Here is a 15,682-nt window from a genome sequence, read left to right on the forward strand (position 1 = left end):
TAATTCAAATAAACCCTTACAGCGCCTTGGCGGTCGCCCAGAGAACCCCTCCCCTGCCCCTCAGCTCCAGGTCCTCCTTGATCTCCACCTCAGCCCTCAGCCTGAGGTCAGCCGATGAGGGGCCCGCGTAGAGCTCGTAGGTGCCCGCTGGAACTAGCAGGCGGCCCCCTGGCATGTAGACGGAGAGGGCCTCAAGGCCTACCTCAAAGCTCAAGCCTATCGACTCGCCGACCCCGAGTCGGACCCTCCCGAGGCCTATCAGCTCAAGGGAGGGCATCTCGTAGAGCCTTGAGGGGGGCGATACGTAAAGCTGGGGCACCTCCTCAACCTCCAGGGGCCCTTCGTTAGAGAGCTTCAGGCTGGCCCTCAGCACGCCCCCCTCAAGGCCCGCCCTGAGGTCTGAGTAGGCGACTCTTGAGTAGCTGAGGCCGTGACCGAAGGGGAAGAGAGGCCTTGGCCTTCTGGCAGTTATGTCTGACGCTGAGGACCTGCGGAGGCCGTGATGGACCGGTACATCGCCTACGGAGGAGGGGATGGTCACAGGCAGCCTACCTGAGGGGTTTACGAGTCCCACGAGGGCCCTGGCTATGGCGTCGCCTCCCTCCTCGCCGGGGTAGAAGGTGAGGAGTACCGCTGAGGCGGCGTTGATTACATCCTCTGGCAGCGATATGGGCCTGCCCGCGATGATGACTATCACTAGCCTGGCCCCTGAGCCGGCGAGGGACCTGAGCAGCCTGAGCTGGCAGTCAGGGAGCGTCGGGTCCCTGTCAACGCCCTCGCCTGAGAGGACCTCGCTATCCCTAAGCCAGAAGCCCCCCGACCTCTCGCCCACGACGGCCACTACCACGTCATGGCATCTGGCCGCCTCCCTGGCGCCCTCTACCTCATCATCTCTGCACGAGGTGAAGCTGCTCACGGGCCAGTGGTCCAGCTTGGGCAGCAGCGACCTGAGGCCCTCAAGGACCGTAACCACTGGCGTCACCTGCCTCCCGAGGTCCCTGTGAGCCTGGAGGTGGTAGTCGAACAACATGGCCAGGGGCTGCGAGGCCCCAGGTCCTGTCAACAGGACCCTCGAGCCCCTGCTGAGGGGGAGGACGCCGTCGTTCTTGAGCAATATAATTGCCCTCTCGGCCGCCTTCCTTGCCAGGGCCCTGTCCTCGGCTGTCTCAACAGGGCCCCCGTCGTAGCTCACGTAGGGGTTTTCCAGGAGGCCAAGCGATGCCTTAACTGCCACGACCCTCTCCACGTGCCTGTCAAGTATGTACTCGGGCAGCCTGCCTGACCTTACGGCCTCCACGAGGGACCAGAAGATCCTCTCCCTCATGGGCGCATAGCTGTTTTCAACGTCGATGCCGGCCGAGAGAGACAGCAGGGCCGCCTCCTCAGCGTTCCTGGCGACCCTGTGAAGCCAGAGGAGCCTGGTAATCCCCTCTGCGTCAGATACCACGAAGCCCTCGAAGCCCCACTCGCCCCTGAGCACGCCATCTACCAGTAGCCCGTTGGCATGACTTGGCACCCCGTCAATGTCGTTATAGGAGGCCATGACTGACAGGGGACGGGCCTCCTTAACCGCTGACTCAAAGGGCACGAGGGCCAGGTTCCTGAGGTCAAGCTCGCCGACCCAGCTGTTGGCCCCGTTCCTCCCTCCCTCAGACATGCCGTAGGCCACGAAGTGCTTGAGGGTGGTCGCAACACCGTGGGCTTGGACGGACTTGACGTAGTTGATGCCCATGGCGGCGGCGAGCCTGGGGTCCTCGCCAAAGGTCTCCTCACATCTACCCCACCTCGGGTCAAGGCATAGGTCCAGCACGGGGGAGAAGAGCTGGTGCACCCCAAGGGCCCTGGCCTGCCTGCCTATCGCGTCAGCCACCCTTGACATGAGCTCCAGGTCAAAGGTGCTGGCCATGGCCAGCGGCGACGGGAAGGCTGTGGCCCCTGGCGCCATGAGCCCCCCGGCTGCCTCCTCCTCGATCATGGCCGGGAGCCTGGCCGTGGACCTCTTGACGAGGAACTCCTGGAGCCTGTTGAATTCCCTGGCCATCTGGGCGTTGTCAAGGAACGCCCCGTTCCCGTAGACCCTCTTGACTATGCCGACGCCGTACTTTGCTATCTCCTCTGCCTTCGCCTCGGAGAACCTCCCGCTCTCATCAAGGAAGTGCGTGAAGGGCACGGCCTCGAGCTGGGCCACCTTCTCCTCAACGGAGAGCCTGGCCACGACCTCCCTGGCCCTCAGGATGTGCTCAGGCCTGATCGTGGCGTGAGGCAACCAAAGTCCCTAATAGCTAGAAGGCCTCCGGGTAAAAAGGGCCAGCCTCAAGGTGAGGCCCTTTACGTTAACAGGTACTCCATGGAGCGCCTCTTGTCAGACAGCGCCCTCCTCTCCAGGCTCATTGACAGGGCCAAGGAGATGGGCTTCCAGAGGCTGTACCTGGAGAAATACAGGGACGGCGTCATGCTCAGGCCTGAGGTGATTGAAAGGCTGAGGGACGCCCTGTCGAAGGACTTTGACGTTCAGGGAGAGCTGGCCATAGGCACCTGGGGACAGGGGATGGGCAGGCACGGCAGCTGGCAGGTGACGGGATGTTTGAGCGACAGGAGGAACATGGAGGTCTACGCCAAGGCCATGGCCGAGCTGGCGGGGCTCTTCGACATACTCCTAATAGACGACTTCTGGGCCAACTGGTGCGTTGACGATATTGAGGGGGTAAAGGGGGGCGACCTGCTCCTTGACGAGGCTGCAAGGCTCAGGCACGCAGCTTACTCCTCGGAGCTGCTCTACAGGGCCTCAGAGGAGGTCGTGAGGGCCGCAATGGACGTAAACCCGAGGGCCAGGGTGGTCCTCAAGGTGGCCGAGTGGAGGGAGCAGTTCTACCTCAGGGGCCTTGACATAGGTCGCCTCGCAGGGCTCTTCGACGGCATATACGTGGGCACGGAGTCAAGGGAGGGGACAGCGAGCTATGGGTCCCTTGTAATAGTCAAGCTTGTCAACGAGCTCTCTGGAGGCAAGGTAGTCGGGGCCTGGTTCGACAGCTACTCGGGCTACTTCAACGGCGTGCCCATCTCGGTCGACCTATTCAGGTACCAGCTCAGGTACTCAGCGCTCTCAGGCGTCGAGGAGGTGACCCTGTACCAGGGGACCGAGGTACTTGACGAGTCGAGGAGGGAGCACGTGAGGGCCTTCACCGAGGAGCTCAGGTCCCTGAGGCCAGCCCTTGAGGGACCCCTAGGGCAGACCCTCGGCGTTAAGGTCCTGCCCGTTCAGACCGCCTACCCCTAGCTCCATGACGACTATGCCCCTGACCTCCTGGCCGAGGCCGGGGTGCCCCTGTCCTTCGGGAGGCCAGGCGATAGTGACTGCGCCCTGATAACCGAGGGCGTTCTCGACGCGGTCGACCTCAGGGGCCTGCTTGAGGGAGGAGTAAGCCTGGTGGTCACGGGAGGGGCCCTGGCCAGGGCTATCAGGGAGAGGAGGGACCTCGAGCTCCTTGGCCTCAGGCCTGGCGTGAGCCCTGAGCCGGCAGAGTTCAACGTCATAGAGTACGGGGGGGCTGGTATCATCAAGGTCGCACAGGAGGCCCTGGGCCTATCCAGTGCTGCCCGCCCTGAGGGAGTCAGACCTCTTGGGCGCGAGGCCGCTGGCCTACGGCGTCAGCAAGGGAGGAAGGCTCGTTCTAGCCTATGAGGCCGAGAGGGGGAGGAGACACGTCTACGCCCTCCCCTTGACGGGCTACATGTACTACTTCACGTATCATCAGCCAGAGGCCTCAAGGCAGGTTGTGAGGGACGTTGCGTATGGGTGCACGGGCCTCAGGCTCCTGCCTCCGTCGCCCAACGACCTAGTCGGCCTCTCCGGCGTCACGGTCACGGCCTTCAGGGGAAGGGCCTTCGTGAGCAACGAGAACAGGCACTGAGTCAGGGCCCTCCTTGAGAGGAGGGATGAGGGGCGCGTCGAGCTTGTCATACCGTCAGGACGCGTAGCCCTCGCTGTGGGACAGGCTGTATACATTTTGTGACTCTTTTTTGTCTATTTTGTTTGATAAAGTAACCCCTACACACATTTTTAAGCCTCAGAAAAGAAACTAGGACTGGGCGAGAGTGAGAATGGCACAGGCTAAGGAGGTTAGGTGCGACTGGTCCCACCAGGGGGAGCTCACCTCAAGGTACGTGCTCTGCGATAGGCTGGGCTACGCCCTCTGCGCAGCCCTTTACGGGCTGACCATAAAGTAAGGCCTTTTTCAGCCCCTCCTTGTCATAACTGTTAGGGCAGCTGCGGCGGCCACAGCTATGACGGCCACGGCCGCCGCCACGATAATGGGCGTAAGCAGGACCTCCTTCACTACCTCCGTCACAGTTGAGTAGAGGGTCCTGTTAACCGTGCTCGTCAGGGTCGTGGTCGAAATGGACGTCAGGGTTGAGGTCACGGTCCTAGTCACTGTCTGCGTGACCGTGTAGGTCTGGGTGGCGCTGAAGTTGCCGCAGAGGTCCCAGCTGTAGACCGTGAAGTTCATCAACATGGTGCCGTTGCCTGAGGCGTCCACCTCAGCCCCCAGCTGGATCACGCTCAGGTAGAGGCCTGACTCCCACTGGGTCCCGTTGAACTCACCTACTATGTTAACGGCCGTCGATATGAGGTCCCTGAGGTTGACGCCAAAGACCCCGCGCGTGAAGCCGTGGTAGGCGCCTTCGCTATAGTTGAGCTCGGGTACCAGTATTATCAGCATCCAGCCCGAGGGGCCGCCGTTCCTGGGGAGTATGAAGACCTGGTATGACAGGTTCTCCAGCTGTCCATCTATAATTGTAGGCATGGTCACGTTGCCCCAGGTGACCCAGTAGGGCAGGCCCGCCAGGGACTGGTTAGCGTACATCCAGAGCATGAGCTCCACGTCGCTCGGCCCAAGCGAGGTGGCGCCGGGGTGCCTCACGAGCCATATGTCATAGGAGAAGTCGTTGTAGCTCCCCTCCCTCAGCGACAGGGAGTAGTTAACAATGGACCACAGGCTGGGCACCTGGCCTGTAGGCATGGGGAGCCTGAGGAAGCTGTAAGTTGACGTCATGGTGTAGAAGGGCCCCCAGGAGTAGTCGCCGTACATTATGTCAGGGAAGCCGACGACTGGAGTGAAGCTGAGGGCCCTGACCACGCCCGTTATGTTTACATAAACTGCAAGATGACCATCGCTGAGGACCATCGTGACGTTCCCGTTGCCCCCTACGAGGTTCCACAGCATGGGCGATATCATCGCTGTGGCGCCCTGCGGGAGCTTCATGAAATAGGCGTTGTAGTTGCTGAGCACCGCGTAGGAGAACAGCGTGTAGCTGGCGTTTGATATCATTGGGTAGCAGACCATGCACTGGGCCGAGGCCTGAGGGGTGACTGCCAGGGCTAATAGGATGAGGACAGCTAACAGGGGCAGGGCCCGCGGGCTCAAGATCCTATCCCCTTCCACAGCCCGGCGCTCTTGGAGGCGTAGTGGCAGGCCGCGTAGTGGTCAGGCTCCACCTGGGCCAGGCTCGGCTTAGTGGTCCTGCAGAGGTCGGTGGCCAGCGGGCACCTGTCGGCGAAGACGCAGCCCCTTATGTAGCCAGTCTTGAACTCTATCGTGGTGCTCGTTATGCGGCCCGTCCACCTCTTTGAGACCAGCGGTATGGATTTCATGAGCAGCTGCGTGTAGGGGTGGAAGGGCCTGCTGTAGACCGCCTCTACGTCGCCGTACTCCATGACCTCCCCCTTGTAAAGTATGAGTATCCTGTCGGCTATGTATGAGGCCAGGCTGAGGTCATGGGTCACAAAGAGCACCGACATGCCGGTCTCCTTCTCGAGCTTGTAGAGCAGGTTAAGGATGTTTACCCTGAGGGAGGCGTCAATCATTGAGACTATCTCGTCGGCCAAGAGGACCTTGGGCCCTATGACAAGCGCCCTGGCTATCATGACCCTCTGTAGCTGGCCCCCGCTGAGCTGGTGGGGGTACTTGTCAAGGATCTCATCTGGGTTAAGGCCAACGAACTCTATGGCCTCCCTCACGGCCTTCAGCCTGTCAGCCTCAGAGGCCTCGGGCATGTAGGTCTTCGCGGCCATCAGGAGCGGCCTGTCGACTCTGTAGAAGGGGTTGAACGAAGAGTAGGGGTCCTGGAGGATGGCCTGGACCTCCTTCCAGTACCTTCTGTTGTCCCACCTCTCAAGCGGGACCCCGCGGTAGAGGACCCTGCCAGAGGTCGGCTTCAGGGCCTTGAGGAGTACCTTGAGTAGCGTGCTCTTCCCGCTGCCGCTCTCCCCAACTATTGAAAGTATCTCGCCCTCCCTGACGTTGAATGAGACGTTGTTCAGGGCGTAGATCCTGGTGGTCCTGAAGAAGCCCGTGCTGAAGACCTTGGTCAGGCGGTCAACCTCATAGAGGGCCTCCCTGCTCAACCCCTCTCACCCCTGTAGAGCAAGCACTTTACTAGGTGCCTGCCCCCAACGCTTACCATCGGGGGCTCCTCACTCGAGCATATTGGCATAGCTAATGGGCACCTCGGGTGGAACCTGCAGCCGCTGGGCGGGCTCAGGAGGGACGGTGGCTCCCCCTTCAGGCCTGTCAGGGGCCTCTTGGCTATCCTGACTCCAGGCTCGGGTATGCTGACCATAAGGCTCTGGGTGTAGGGGTGCTTGGGGTTCCCCAGGACCTCGTCCACAGGCCCATACTCTACTGCTTGCCCCCCGTACATCACCAGGAGGTCAGTGGCCACCTCGTTGACGAGGGATATGTCGTGAGTTATAAATATCATTGACTTCACAGCGCCGCTGTCCAGCAGGTCCTTGAGGTACTGTATGACGAGCCTCTGGACCACCACGTCGAGGGCGCTCGTGGGCTCATCAGCTATCAGGACCTCAGGGTCCAGGAGGGTGCTTATCAGTATGGTGACCCTCTGTCTCATGCCCCCGCTCAGCTCTATTGAGTACCTGTCAAGGGCCCAGGGCGGCAGGCCCAGCTGTAGGGCCCTCTCCCTGGCCAGCTTCAGCCTGTAGTTGAGCTCGTCGGAGGACGCTTCATGGGACAGGAGGAGGTCCCTTATTACGTCCCTCACCCTGCTCGTGGGGTTGAGGGCGTTCATGGCGTACTGGGGTATTATTGATATCCCTCTTGCCCTCAGCTGCCTCAGCTTCTCGGGGTCCATTGAGTAGATGTTGGAGCCCCTGTAGAGGACCTGGCCCGAGACCAGCCTGAGCGGAGGCCTTATGACGTTCGCCAGCACGCTGCCCAGCGTGCTCTTCCCGCTGCCGCTCTCCCCAACTATGCCCAGAACCTGTCCCTCCTCCAGGTCAAAGGAAATGCCGTCAACTGCCCTCACTGGGCCCTGGGGCGTGAAGTAGTAGGCCCTCAGGTCCTTCACATCAAGCAGCTTCATCTCATGTCCCCCTCAGCCTCGGGTTGAACACCCTGTCCATGCCCATGGCCACTGCCGTGAGGGACGTGGCTACGAGTATGATAACTATGACAGGCGGCAGCCACCACCACCACCAGTTGTAGACAAGTGCCCCCCAGCCCCACGCGTAGTTCAGCATGAGGCCGAGGGTTATGGTGTTCCCAGGGCCCAGACCTATGGCGTCGAGCCCCACGTCGGCCATGAGGGACCCGTTGAGGGTCATGACAAGCATTATAGCTATATAGGGGAGCATCTGGGGCAGGACCTCCGTCAGGGCTATGTTGAGCCCGCTCATGCCGTTGAGCCTGGCGACGGTTACGTAGTCCCTGTTCCTCATGCTCAGGGCGAAGCTCCTGTACGCCCTGGCGCCCCATGGCCAGCCGAAGGCCCCTATTATTATGGCCTCAAGCTGAAGGCTCGGGTGCTTCACTATGGTCGCTACCAGCAGGAGCATCGTGAATGTCGGTATGACCAGGAACGTGTTGGTGAGGAAGTTAAAGACGGCGTCAACAGCTCCCCCTAGGAAGCCCCCTATGATGCCGAGGGCCAGCCCTATGAGGCTCGCTATCAGCGCTGCTACAGTAGCCACGAACAGTGTATTGCGGGTCCCGAAGAGGAGCTGGGACAGGACGTCCTGGCCGAAGCCCGTCGTCCCCAGCGGGTACTTCAACGAGGGGGGCTGGTTAGGCGGCCCAACCGTGGCGAGGAAGTTCTTCGAGGGGGCGACGTAAGGGGCCAACAGGCCCATGAGGGCTACGGCCAGGATGATGATAAGCCCTCCCATGAAAAACTTCTCCCTGACAAGCGAGCCCAGCAGGGGACCCCAAACTCCCCGCGGGCCCGCCGCCCTCCGCGGCCTCGGGAGCCTCCTGCTCAAACGCCTCGCCTCACGCGCCTACCTCAGCGGCCCTGACCCTTGGATCCAGGACGCTGTAAAGGATGTCAACTATGTAGTTGGCGAGGAGCACCACGGTCGCTATTACCACGAACACGCCTGCCACCGTTAAGTAGTCGTTCTCCGTGGCCGCCACGCCCATTATGTAGCCCATGCCGGGGTAGCCAAATATGAACTCTAGGACGTAGGAACCGCCGACCACCGTGCTCAGGCTGAGCGCGAGGCCCGTTATCTGGGGCAGGAAGGCGTTCTTCATGGCGTACCTCGCAAGTATCGAGCCGCGCAGCCCGAGGGCCTCACCGTAGTTCATGTAGTCGCTGTTCTTCTCGTTTATTATGAGCTGCCTCATGCCGAGGACCCAGCCGCCCAGGGAGACCAGCGTGACCGAGAGGAACGGCATTATCCAGTGCTTCAGGAATATCTTTATGTACGTCCAGCTCAGCCTAGGTATCGCCGAGTACGTGTAGCCGGTGGCCGGGACCCAGTGGAGTTCGACCGCGAAGACCATGATTAGTATGAGGCCGAGGACGAAGAACGGTATGTTGTTCAAGGCCACGAAGGCCACCATGGAGGCCCTGTCAGTGAGGGTCCCGGTCTTCCTGTAGCCTACCTGGGCCCCGATGATGTTACCTATAACCCAGGCCACCACGGTCGACGGTATTATGAGGATCAGGTCGTAGGGGAGAGACCTGGCTATGACCTGGTTGACCGTGGCCGGGAAGAACGCTATGGAGGGGCCTAAGTTGCCGTGAAAGAGGTTCTTCCAGAAGTTGACGTACTGAAGCCAGAGGGGCTCGTTGGCCCCGAAGAGCCCCTCGAGGTAGCTCACCATCTCCTTGTACTCCTGCGGTGAGATCATGGAGCCGCCGGCCGTTAAGGACCTCTCCATGCTGGCCACGGTGATCTCGACAGCGTTATAGGGCAACAGGCGCGGTATGAACCAGGCGAAGGAGACTGCCACGAACCAGGTGAGCACATAGTAAAGGGCCTTGTACAGGGCGTGCTTCACGAACGGCGATAGGGACGCCATCCTCTTACCCACTTGTCCTAACAGCTAAGCGAGGATTAATAAGATATACTTTCATGTAGCGAAAGACGAGCTTAAACCTATATGCTGTATAGTATACATTGGCGAACAACTTATGAAGACTTGTACCTGGCTTCGTAGCGGTCCTGCTTTTACTCACTTTCCTCATAGGCTTCGCAGTGCCCACTGCTGGCCTAGCACAGGTCAGGGCGCAGACGCAATCGCTTATAGCGCTGCCCAGGAGCGAGACCGTCTACATGGGAGGAGCCTCTGGGGCCCCATAACATCGCTTAACCCGTTCTCACCTTCCAACAGCCAGCTCGACGACTACCTGCAGAGCATGGTCTACCTGCCCCTGTTCCTCTTCTCACCCGTCACCGGCCGCTATGTTGCATCAGTAAGCTCTTTTACTGTAATTTTGCGGAAAGGGAGCAGTTAGTCAAGGGCGCTGCTCGGCTCGCCCACATGGCCTGCTGGACCCCGAGGAGGCGGTGAAGACGTTGGGCAAGCCATGGTTGCGCGGGGCGCTAAGGGGCGCTGTGATCGTAGCAGACTACTACGGCCTCTTCGGCGATCTCAGCATGTGAGGCAGGGGCGACCCCCTTGGACTACGTCATAATTGTGGCCGGCGGCAGCTCGAGGAGGTTCGGCTCCGACAAGCTGCTGACAAACGTGGGCAGCGAGCCCGTGGTTAGGAGGGTCCTGGAGGCCTCCTCAGGCCTCGGGGAGCAGGTAGTCCTTGCTGGCTGCTCAGGCGGCGGTATGTATGCCACCGGCCTCAGCCTCGCCCTCCGGCCAACCCCGAACTCCTTCTCGTAGAGCACCTTCACGGGCGGGGCGTCGAGACGCGGGGTCGGGTACGGGAGGCCCCCCTCCCTCTCCAGCCTCCCATAGGTTATGCCGTAGACGGCGGGCCAGGCGGACCTTATCTCGTTCCACACGTCCTCAGGTGACGAGTACCTGAAGTAGTCGCCGTAGCCCATGGCGTTGGCCAGCCTAATTATAATCTGCCAGTCAGGCAGCGACTCGCCCAGGGGGCGCTGGCGGTAACGCCCTCCAAGATACTTGTTGTCGTGCTGGTCGCCCAGGCGGGGCTCCTGCTGGGCCTCTCGTACGTCGTCATCTTTCGTGCTCGTCTCATCCCTGGCCATGATAGCTGTTGGGCTGACCCTTGAGAGGGTGTCAAACTGGGGCCAGCAGGGGCATTAATATAGCCGTCTCCGTGGCGGCCTAGGGCTCACCCACTAGCAGGGCGGCAGCCCCCCTCGGCGGCATCCTGAGCTTCACCGGGCCTGAGCCCTCAAGGGCGGCGTTGCCGGCCACGAGCGAGGCCCCGCTGATGGGGAGCTCAGCGCTGAGCTCCCCGGGCCAGTGGCTGACAGCTATGACGAGGGACTGGCCGTCGCCCCTCAGCTCCTGCACCTCAACCCTTGGGTCGCTGGGCCTCAGCGCCTCAACGCCGGACTCCACGACGAGGGCGTGGTAGAGGTCGGCGTAGGGCTTCCAGTCACCCACGACCTCCGAGTAGGCCAGGGCGGCCTCAACGGGGAAGGTTGAGAGTATTGCACTCCCCTTCCCCCTCCTAACAATGAAGACTGCCGGCTCGCCGTTAACGGTAGCTATGACGTCGGCGTCCACGGGCCTCACGGAGTAGGCGTAGATGGGCTCCTCAACGTCAAAGGCGGCCTCCCAGCCCTCCCTCAAGTCGCCGAGGGACCTCTCAAGCCTCAGGCTGAGCCTCCCAGCAAGCTTAACTCCAGGGGAGCCGACCCTCAGCGCCGGCTCCACGCCAAAGAGCTCCTGCCACAGCTGGGTGCCCGACTCATGAACAAACCTGACTCCCCCGACGCCTCTGAGCAGCGAGGCGTAGAGCGTGCCGCCGGCCTCAACGTACTCGAGCAGCTTCCTCCACGTCGTTGCAAGGCCCGAGACGGCCGAGGGCACCACTATGAGCCTCCTTGGGTCGCTGGGCTCAAGCTCAGGCTCGTGTCTGACAGAGGCCTGGGCCCCCGCTGCCGTGAGCAGCTGGTGGGCCACAAGCACCGGCTTGGCCGCCTGCAACAGGCCGCCGAGGGCCCCCCTGTAGTCAGCGAACTGGTAGTCCCCGAGGACGTAGAATGGGGAGAGGACTAGGGCCCTGCTGACCCTCCTGAGCCTGGCGTGCACCCCAAGGGCCTCAAGCCTCCCAAGCTCGCCCGCGAACCTCCTAAAGCTCTCAGCCGATGGCTTAGGCCTCCCGTCCCTGCCCACTAGGCCGAAGCCGAGCTCGAGGTTCCTCCACTCGTAGGGCGGCTCGCCCTCAGCCGGAAAGTCGGAGAAGCACCAGACCATGGCGCCGGAGGCGCCGTGGGCCAGGGCGGAGTACAACACCTCGTAGATGAAGGCCGCCCTGTCCTGCTCCGAGAACTGGAGGCTGCTGAAGCCGAACTCCTCAAGTATTACGGGCACCTGGCCGTCGTCAGAGAAGAGCTCTATCATGCCTGAGTAGCTGAAGCCGTGCCTGACTGGGTCGCTGTCGTAGAGGTAGAGGTGGAGACCGACATAGTCAACCAGGCCCCTGACGAGCGTCGGCCTCTGGGCGTAGGAGTCGGCCACGTCGCCCGAGCCTATTACGTGCTCGCCGTCAGCCGACCTCAGCGCCTGGACCAGCGCCCTGACCAGGCTGAGCTGGGCCTCCTGCGACGGCGGCCGCCTGAGGAGGCTCATCTCGTTGCTCAGCACCCAGCCCCCGAGCCCCCTTGAGCCCTTCACGGCTGAGGCGACGGCCGAGGCGAACCTCGCTGTGCCCTCAACGCCCCTCGGCGAGTAAATGTCGTTGTCGGGGGCCCAGGGCACAGCCCAGTTCCTCCCGCTCATGTGACCCACCAGCAGCGTGATGAAGGCAGCCACGCCAGCCTCGCCGAGCCTGTCAAGGAGCCAGCGGAGCCTGCCCAGCTGCTCCCCCTCACGTCGCCGGTCGGCGTGACCCAGTCCTCGTCCAGCAGGAACACCCTGGCGGCCCTGACGCCCAGGTACTTCATCATGTTTATGTCCTCAGCTATGGCGCCCTCGTCCCAGCGCCTCCACATCATTATGTTGGACCCCCTGGGCCAGTAGTTGACGCCCAGGAGGAACCTGAAGGACCCGTCCGTGAGGACCAGGGGACCCTTGGCCTCGGTGCGCAAGTCCTATCGCCGCTGGTGGACGAGCCGCTGAAAATTAACCCTTTACCACAAGCTCCTGGGCTATTACGTCTAAGTTCCTCACGAAGTCGGCGAGCTGCAGCACTGGGACCACAGCCACCCCATCCACCACCTTGGGCAGGTCCTCCCTCAGGACCACCAGGGCCGGCACCAGCCTTCCAGGCGGCCCCTTAAGGCTTAGGCTGACGCCTGGGGCCTGCCACTAAACTTCAGCGCCTCCCTCTCGTAGGCCCTGACGACGTCATCAAGCGTCACTATGCCCACAAACTTGCCGTCCTCCTCAACTATTGCGTACCTGGAGTTGGTCCTGGACATCATGTTTATGGCCTCCTCGAGCGAGGAGTCAGGCCTCACGTGGCCCGGCTCGGGCCTCAGGTACCTTATGGCGGGCTCCTCAGCCCTGCCCGACCTCAAGTCTACAGCGCTAACTATGCCGAGCACCCTGTTGACTGCGTCGACTACAGGCAGCGAGAGGAGGCCGGCCGCGGAGACCTCGCTCAGCGCCTCCGACACGCTCGAGTCGTGCCTGACGAATGCCCTCCTGGGGGGCACGTCGGCCACCTTGATCCTCCTGAGCAGCGGGACCGAGTACTCCCCCGCGTGGGCCGGCGAGTGGGCCCTGCTCTGCACCTGCTCCCTCAGCAGCGTCGGCCCCCTGAACACCATCATGGCTACTGCCAGGGCTATCATCTCGCCAGGCAGGAGTGCCAGGCTCTCCGTCATCTCAACAGTCATGAGCATGGAGCTTATGGGGGCGGACGAGGCAGCCCCGAAGGTTGAGAGCATGCCCACAACTACAAACGGCACAACATCAGGGAAGAGCCTGGGGCTCACTATGTGGAGGGCCTCACCGAAGGCGAGGCCCGTGAAGGCCCCCACGTCAAGGCCTGGGGCGAAGACGCCTCCCTTGGCCCCGCTGCCCAACGTTAAGGACGTGGCCAATATCTTTGAGAGGGGCAAAAGGGCCAGGGCAACCAGGAACGGCAGCAACGAGGGCGGCTGGACGCTGCTGGAGAGCTGTCTGACCCAGCCGAGCCCCTCACCCATGTCCTCTGGGAACACTAGCACTATGGCTCCAACTGCGACCCCTCCCAGGGCGGCCCTCGCCACTGAGCTCCTGACTGCAGACCTGAGCCACGATGAGAGGCCCCTGAGGGACCTCGTGTAAAGCATGGCCATGCCCCCGGCTATCAGGCCGAGGACTGCGAAGATGGGCAGGTAGAGGGCGTTGAAGGGGCCCGCATATGCCCCAAGTATCGGGGAGTAGCCGGTGGCCGCCCCAAATATGACGTAGGAGACGCTCGACGCTATGAAGGCCGGGTATAGGACCTCGGGCTCTATGTCGTTCCTGTAGAGGAGCTCCCCCGCGAGGAGGGCGCCTGCGAAGGGGGTCTTGAAGATGGTTCCTATCCCGGCCCCAAGGCCTATGGCAACAGCCCTCCTCCTGTCCTCGGCGCTCATGTTAAGGGCCCTTGATATAAGCTGGGATATTGCTGCCCCGGCGTGGGATGCCGGTCCCTCCCTGCCTGCGCTGCCGCCCAGCCCAAGCGTTATTGCCGACGAGACTATGGCCCCAGGGGCCTCCTCGGCCCTCATCCTCAGGTTCCTGTGGAACGCCCTGACGGCCGGGTCGCTGCCGACCTCAGGCGTCCTGAAGGCGTAGGCAACTATCAGCGACAGCGGGAATGCCAGGGCCAGCACGGCTGGCATCAGGAGTAGCCGTGGCAGCTCCCTTGAGTACTCGGCTGGGCTGAAGCCGAACTCATTTATGTGAAGGAGGTCAAGGAGAACAGAGCGGCTTATGGCGAGCTCAAGGTAGTAGAGGCCTAGGGCGGCGAGGCCGACGGCGACTCCTATCACTATCCCTGCTATGAACCACCTCTCGTAGTAGGGCAGCTCTGAGAGCTTCATAATCTCCCTCAGGCGCTGGACGGCCAAGGAAAAAAGCTTTGAGGCGCATAGCATAAATTCCTAGCCTCCAAGGCGTCATGGGGACCCGCTTGAGGCCCAGTCTGAGCTCAAGGCTCAAGGTCCTCTCGGACTCGCCCATGAAAATTATAGCCTCCCTCCTGGGCCCCGCCGGGGCCAACGTGATAAGGCTCCACGCCGGCGAGCCAAGCCTCCCGCCTCCCCTTGAGCTGGTTGACCAGGTGGTCGATGACCTGAGGAGGCCGGAGTCCTACGCGTATACCCCAGTCACTGGGCTCCCTGAGCTCAGGGAGGCCCTTGCTGAGGACCTGAGGGCTGACGGCATTGATGTGACCCCGGATGAGGTTGCTATAACTTCGAGTGGCACCACCTCGATATTCGGCGTCCTCTCAGCCATCCTCGACCCTGGCGACGAGGTAATTTTGACTGACCCGACATTTATGATGTACAGGCCGGTGATAGAGTACCTAGGCGCCAGGGCCAGGTGGGTCAGGTCGCCGCCTGAGGAGGGCTTCCAGCCCGACGTGGAGGCCATTAAGGAGGCCATTGGGGAGAGGACCAAGGCCATAGTTGTTGTGGACCCCGACAACCCGACGGGCAGACTCATGAGGCCGGAGGCCTCCAGGGCCCTGGCCGAGGTGGCCCAGGACAAGGGCGTCTACCTTCTGGTGGACGAGGCCTACAGAAGGATAGTCTACGAGGGATCGTACCAGAGCCCCCAGAGGTACGCCCCTGACAACGTGGTGGGCCTGGGCAGCTTCTCCAAGGACCCTGGGGTCCCTGGCCTCAGGGTTGGCTACGTCTACGGGCCTAAGGAGCTCGTAGAGGCCTACGCTGAGCTCAACGGCCACATGGTCTTCGGGGCCTCGAACGCCTCCCAGCTCTTCGTCCTCAGGTACCTGCGCTGGAGGGGCAGGGAGGCCTTCATACGCTCAGTCGTCGAGGAGTACAGGAGGAGAAGGGACGCCGCCGTGAGCGCGGCCAGGAGGCACCTGCCCTCTGCCAAGTTCATGGTCCCCCAGGGCTCCATGTACCTCTACCTAGACCTGTCGCCACTCGTCAGCGACTCGGAGCGCTTCGCAGCAGAGCTGGCCTCGAGGCACGGGGTCACTGTAATGCCTGGCACGGCCTTCGGCCCGAGCGGCAGGACCTTCGTAAGGGTTACCTTCGTTAGCCAGCAGCCGGACAGGCTCGAGGAGGGCATAAGGAGGATAGGGGCCGCCCTCAGCTGACGGGCCAAGGGCGTAT

The 15,682-nt window shown here is 62.0% G+C and carries 16 protein-coding genes; 4 read left to right on the forward strand and 12 right to left on the reverse strand.

Features of this window, described 5'->3' with window-relative positions; all coding sequences use genetic code 11:
* Nucleotides 1–16: 16 nt before the first annotated feature.
* Nucleotides 17–2,266, reverse strand: coding sequence for a glycoside hydrolase family 3 N-terminal domain-containing protein (locus tag SE86_RS03675; RefSeq protein WP_117354329.1), 2,250 nt, complete (start codon nucleotides 2,264–2,266; stop codon nucleotides 17–19).
* A gap of 93 nt (nucleotides 2,267–2,359) precedes the next feature.
* Between SE86_RS03675 and SE86_RS03680 the strand changes: the two genes are divergently transcribed.
* Nucleotides 2,360–3,277 carry a hypothetical protein gene (locus SE86_RS03680; RefSeq protein ID WP_148666765.1) on the forward strand — a complete coding sequence of 306 codons (918 nt, stop codon included), beginning with the start codon at nucleotides 2,360–2,362 and terminating at the stop codon, nucleotides 3,275–3,277.
* 11 nt (nucleotides 3,278–3,288) lie between these two features.
* On the opposite strand, the gene SE86_RS07900 is transcribed toward SE86_RS03680, so the two are convergent.
* Nucleotides 3,289–3,558, reverse strand: coding sequence for a hypothetical protein (locus SE86_RS07900; RefSeq protein ID WP_148666766.1), 270 nt, complete (start codon nucleotides 3,556–3,558; stop codon nucleotides 3,289–3,291).
* Between the two features lie 62 nt (nucleotides 3,559–3,620).
* Between SE86_RS07900 and SE86_RS08170 the strand changes: the two genes are divergently transcribed.
* Nucleotides 3,621–3,911 (forward strand): hypothetical protein, encoded by a 291-nt coding sequence (locus SE86_RS08170; protein WP_212989725.1) that lies wholly within the window; start codon nucleotides 3,621–3,623, stop codon nucleotides 3,909–3,911.
* 184 nt (nucleotides 3,912–4,095) lie between these two features.
* Nucleotides 4,096–4,227, forward strand: a complete 132-nt coding sequence (locus tag SE86_RS08300) for a hypothetical protein (RefSeq protein ID WP_257791321.1) — start codon at nucleotides 4,096–4,098, stop codon at nucleotides 4,225–4,227.
* Between the two features lie 8 nt (nucleotides 4,228–4,235).
* Here SE86_RS08300 and SE86_RS03695 read toward each other — a convergent pair whose 3' ends face one another.
* The 10 genes from SE86_RS03695 to SE86_RS03735 form a co-directional block, all read right to left on the reverse strand.
* Nucleotides 4,236–5,426: a hypothetical protein gene (locus tag SE86_RS03695; RefSeq protein WP_117354333.1), complete on the reverse strand. Its 1,191-nt coding sequence runs from the start codon at nucleotides 5,424–5,426 to the stop codon at nucleotides 4,236–4,238.
* Complete coding sequence (locus SE86_RS03700) at nucleotides 5,423–6,406, reverse strand: ABC transporter ATP-binding protein (RefSeq protein WP_117354334.1); 984 nt, start codon at nucleotides 6,404–6,406, stop codon at nucleotides 5,423–5,425. The genes SE86_RS03695 and SE86_RS03700 overlap by 4 nt, the downstream gene beginning before the upstream one ends.
* Entirely contained in the window at nucleotides 6,403–7,383 is a 981-nt protein-coding gene (locus SE86_RS03705) for an ABC transporter ATP-binding protein (protein WP_117354335.1), read from the reverse strand. The genes SE86_RS03700 and SE86_RS03705 overlap by 4 nt, the downstream gene beginning before the upstream one ends.
* 1 nt (nucleotide 7,384) lies before the next feature.
* The gene (locus tag SE86_RS03710; RefSeq protein WP_117354336.1) at nucleotides 7,385–8,278 is read right to left on the reverse strand and encodes an ABC transporter permease; all 894 of its coding nucleotides are present in this window, start codon (nucleotides 8,276–8,278) and stop codon (nucleotides 7,385–7,387) included.
* A 10-nt stretch (nucleotides 8,279–8,288) separates the two neighbouring features.
* Nucleotides 8,289–9,326 (reverse strand): ABC transporter permease, encoded by a 1,038-nt coding sequence (locus SE86_RS03715; RefSeq protein WP_117355099.1) that lies wholly within the window; start codon nucleotides 9,324–9,326, stop codon nucleotides 8,289–8,291.
* Between the two features lie 605 nt (nucleotides 9,327–9,931).
* Complete coding sequence (locus SE86_RS08190) at nucleotides 9,932–10,474, reverse strand: hypothetical protein (RefSeq protein ID WP_236747346.1); 543 nt, start codon at nucleotides 10,472–10,474, stop codon at nucleotides 9,932–9,934.
* A gap of 79 nt (nucleotides 10,475–10,553) precedes the next feature.
* Nucleotides 10,554–12,212, reverse strand: a complete 1,659-nt coding sequence (locus SE86_RS03725) for a glycoside hydrolase family 42 (RefSeq protein ID WP_117354338.1) — start codon at nucleotides 12,210–12,212, stop codon at nucleotides 10,554–10,556.
* Nucleotides 12,176–12,487 carry a hypothetical protein gene (locus SE86_RS03730; protein ID WP_117354339.1) on the reverse strand — a complete coding sequence of 104 codons (312 nt, stop codon included), beginning with the start codon at nucleotides 12,485–12,487 and terminating at the stop codon, nucleotides 12,176–12,178. The genes SE86_RS03725 and SE86_RS03730 overlap by 37 nt, the downstream gene beginning before the upstream one ends.
* A 34-nt stretch (nucleotides 12,488–12,521) precedes the next feature.
* On the reverse strand, nucleotides 12,522–12,656 hold the full coding sequence (locus SE86_RS08305) for a hypothetical protein (protein WP_257791322.1): 135 nt from the start codon (nucleotides 12,654–12,656) through the stop codon (nucleotides 12,522–12,524).
* A gap of 26 nt (nucleotides 12,657–12,682) precedes the next feature.
* Nucleotides 12,683–14,443 (reverse strand): chloride channel protein, encoded by a 1,761-nt coding sequence (locus tag SE86_RS03735; RefSeq protein WP_158543109.1) that lies wholly within the window; start codon nucleotides 14,441–14,443, stop codon nucleotides 12,683–12,685.
* A 62-nt stretch (nucleotides 14,444–14,505) separates the two neighbouring features.
* Between SE86_RS03735 and SE86_RS03740 the strand changes: the two genes are divergently transcribed.
* Nucleotides 14,506–15,666 (forward strand): pyridoxal phosphate-dependent aminotransferase, encoded by a 1,161-nt coding sequence (locus SE86_RS03740; RefSeq protein ID WP_158543110.1) that lies wholly within the window; start codon nucleotides 14,506–14,508, stop codon nucleotides 15,664–15,666.
* Nucleotides 15,667–15,682: the final 16 nt, after the last annotated feature.

This window comes from Acidilobus sp. 7A (assembly GCF_003431325.1).
In the GTDB taxonomy this organism is placed as follows: Archaea; Thermoproteota; Thermoprotei_A; order Sulfolobales; family Acidilobaceae; genus Acidilobus.

Coding starts and splice junctions, on each gene's coding strand:
- SE86_RS07900 (WP_148666766.1), bottom strand. CDS start 3,558: ATGATACCAGCCCCCCCGTACTCTATGACGTTGAACTCTGCCGGCTCA.
- SE86_RS08190 (WP_236747346.1), bottom strand. CDS start 10,474: ATGGCCAGGGATGAGACGAGCACGAAAGATGACGACGTACGAGAGGCC.
- SE86_RS03715 (WP_117355099.1), bottom strand. CDS start 9,326: ATGGCGTCCCTATCGCCGTTCGTGAAGCACGCCCTGTACAAGGCCCTT.
- SE86_RS03705 (WP_117354335.1), bottom strand. CDS start 7,383: ATGAAGCTGCTTGATGTGAAGGACCTGAGGGCCTACTACTTCACGCCC.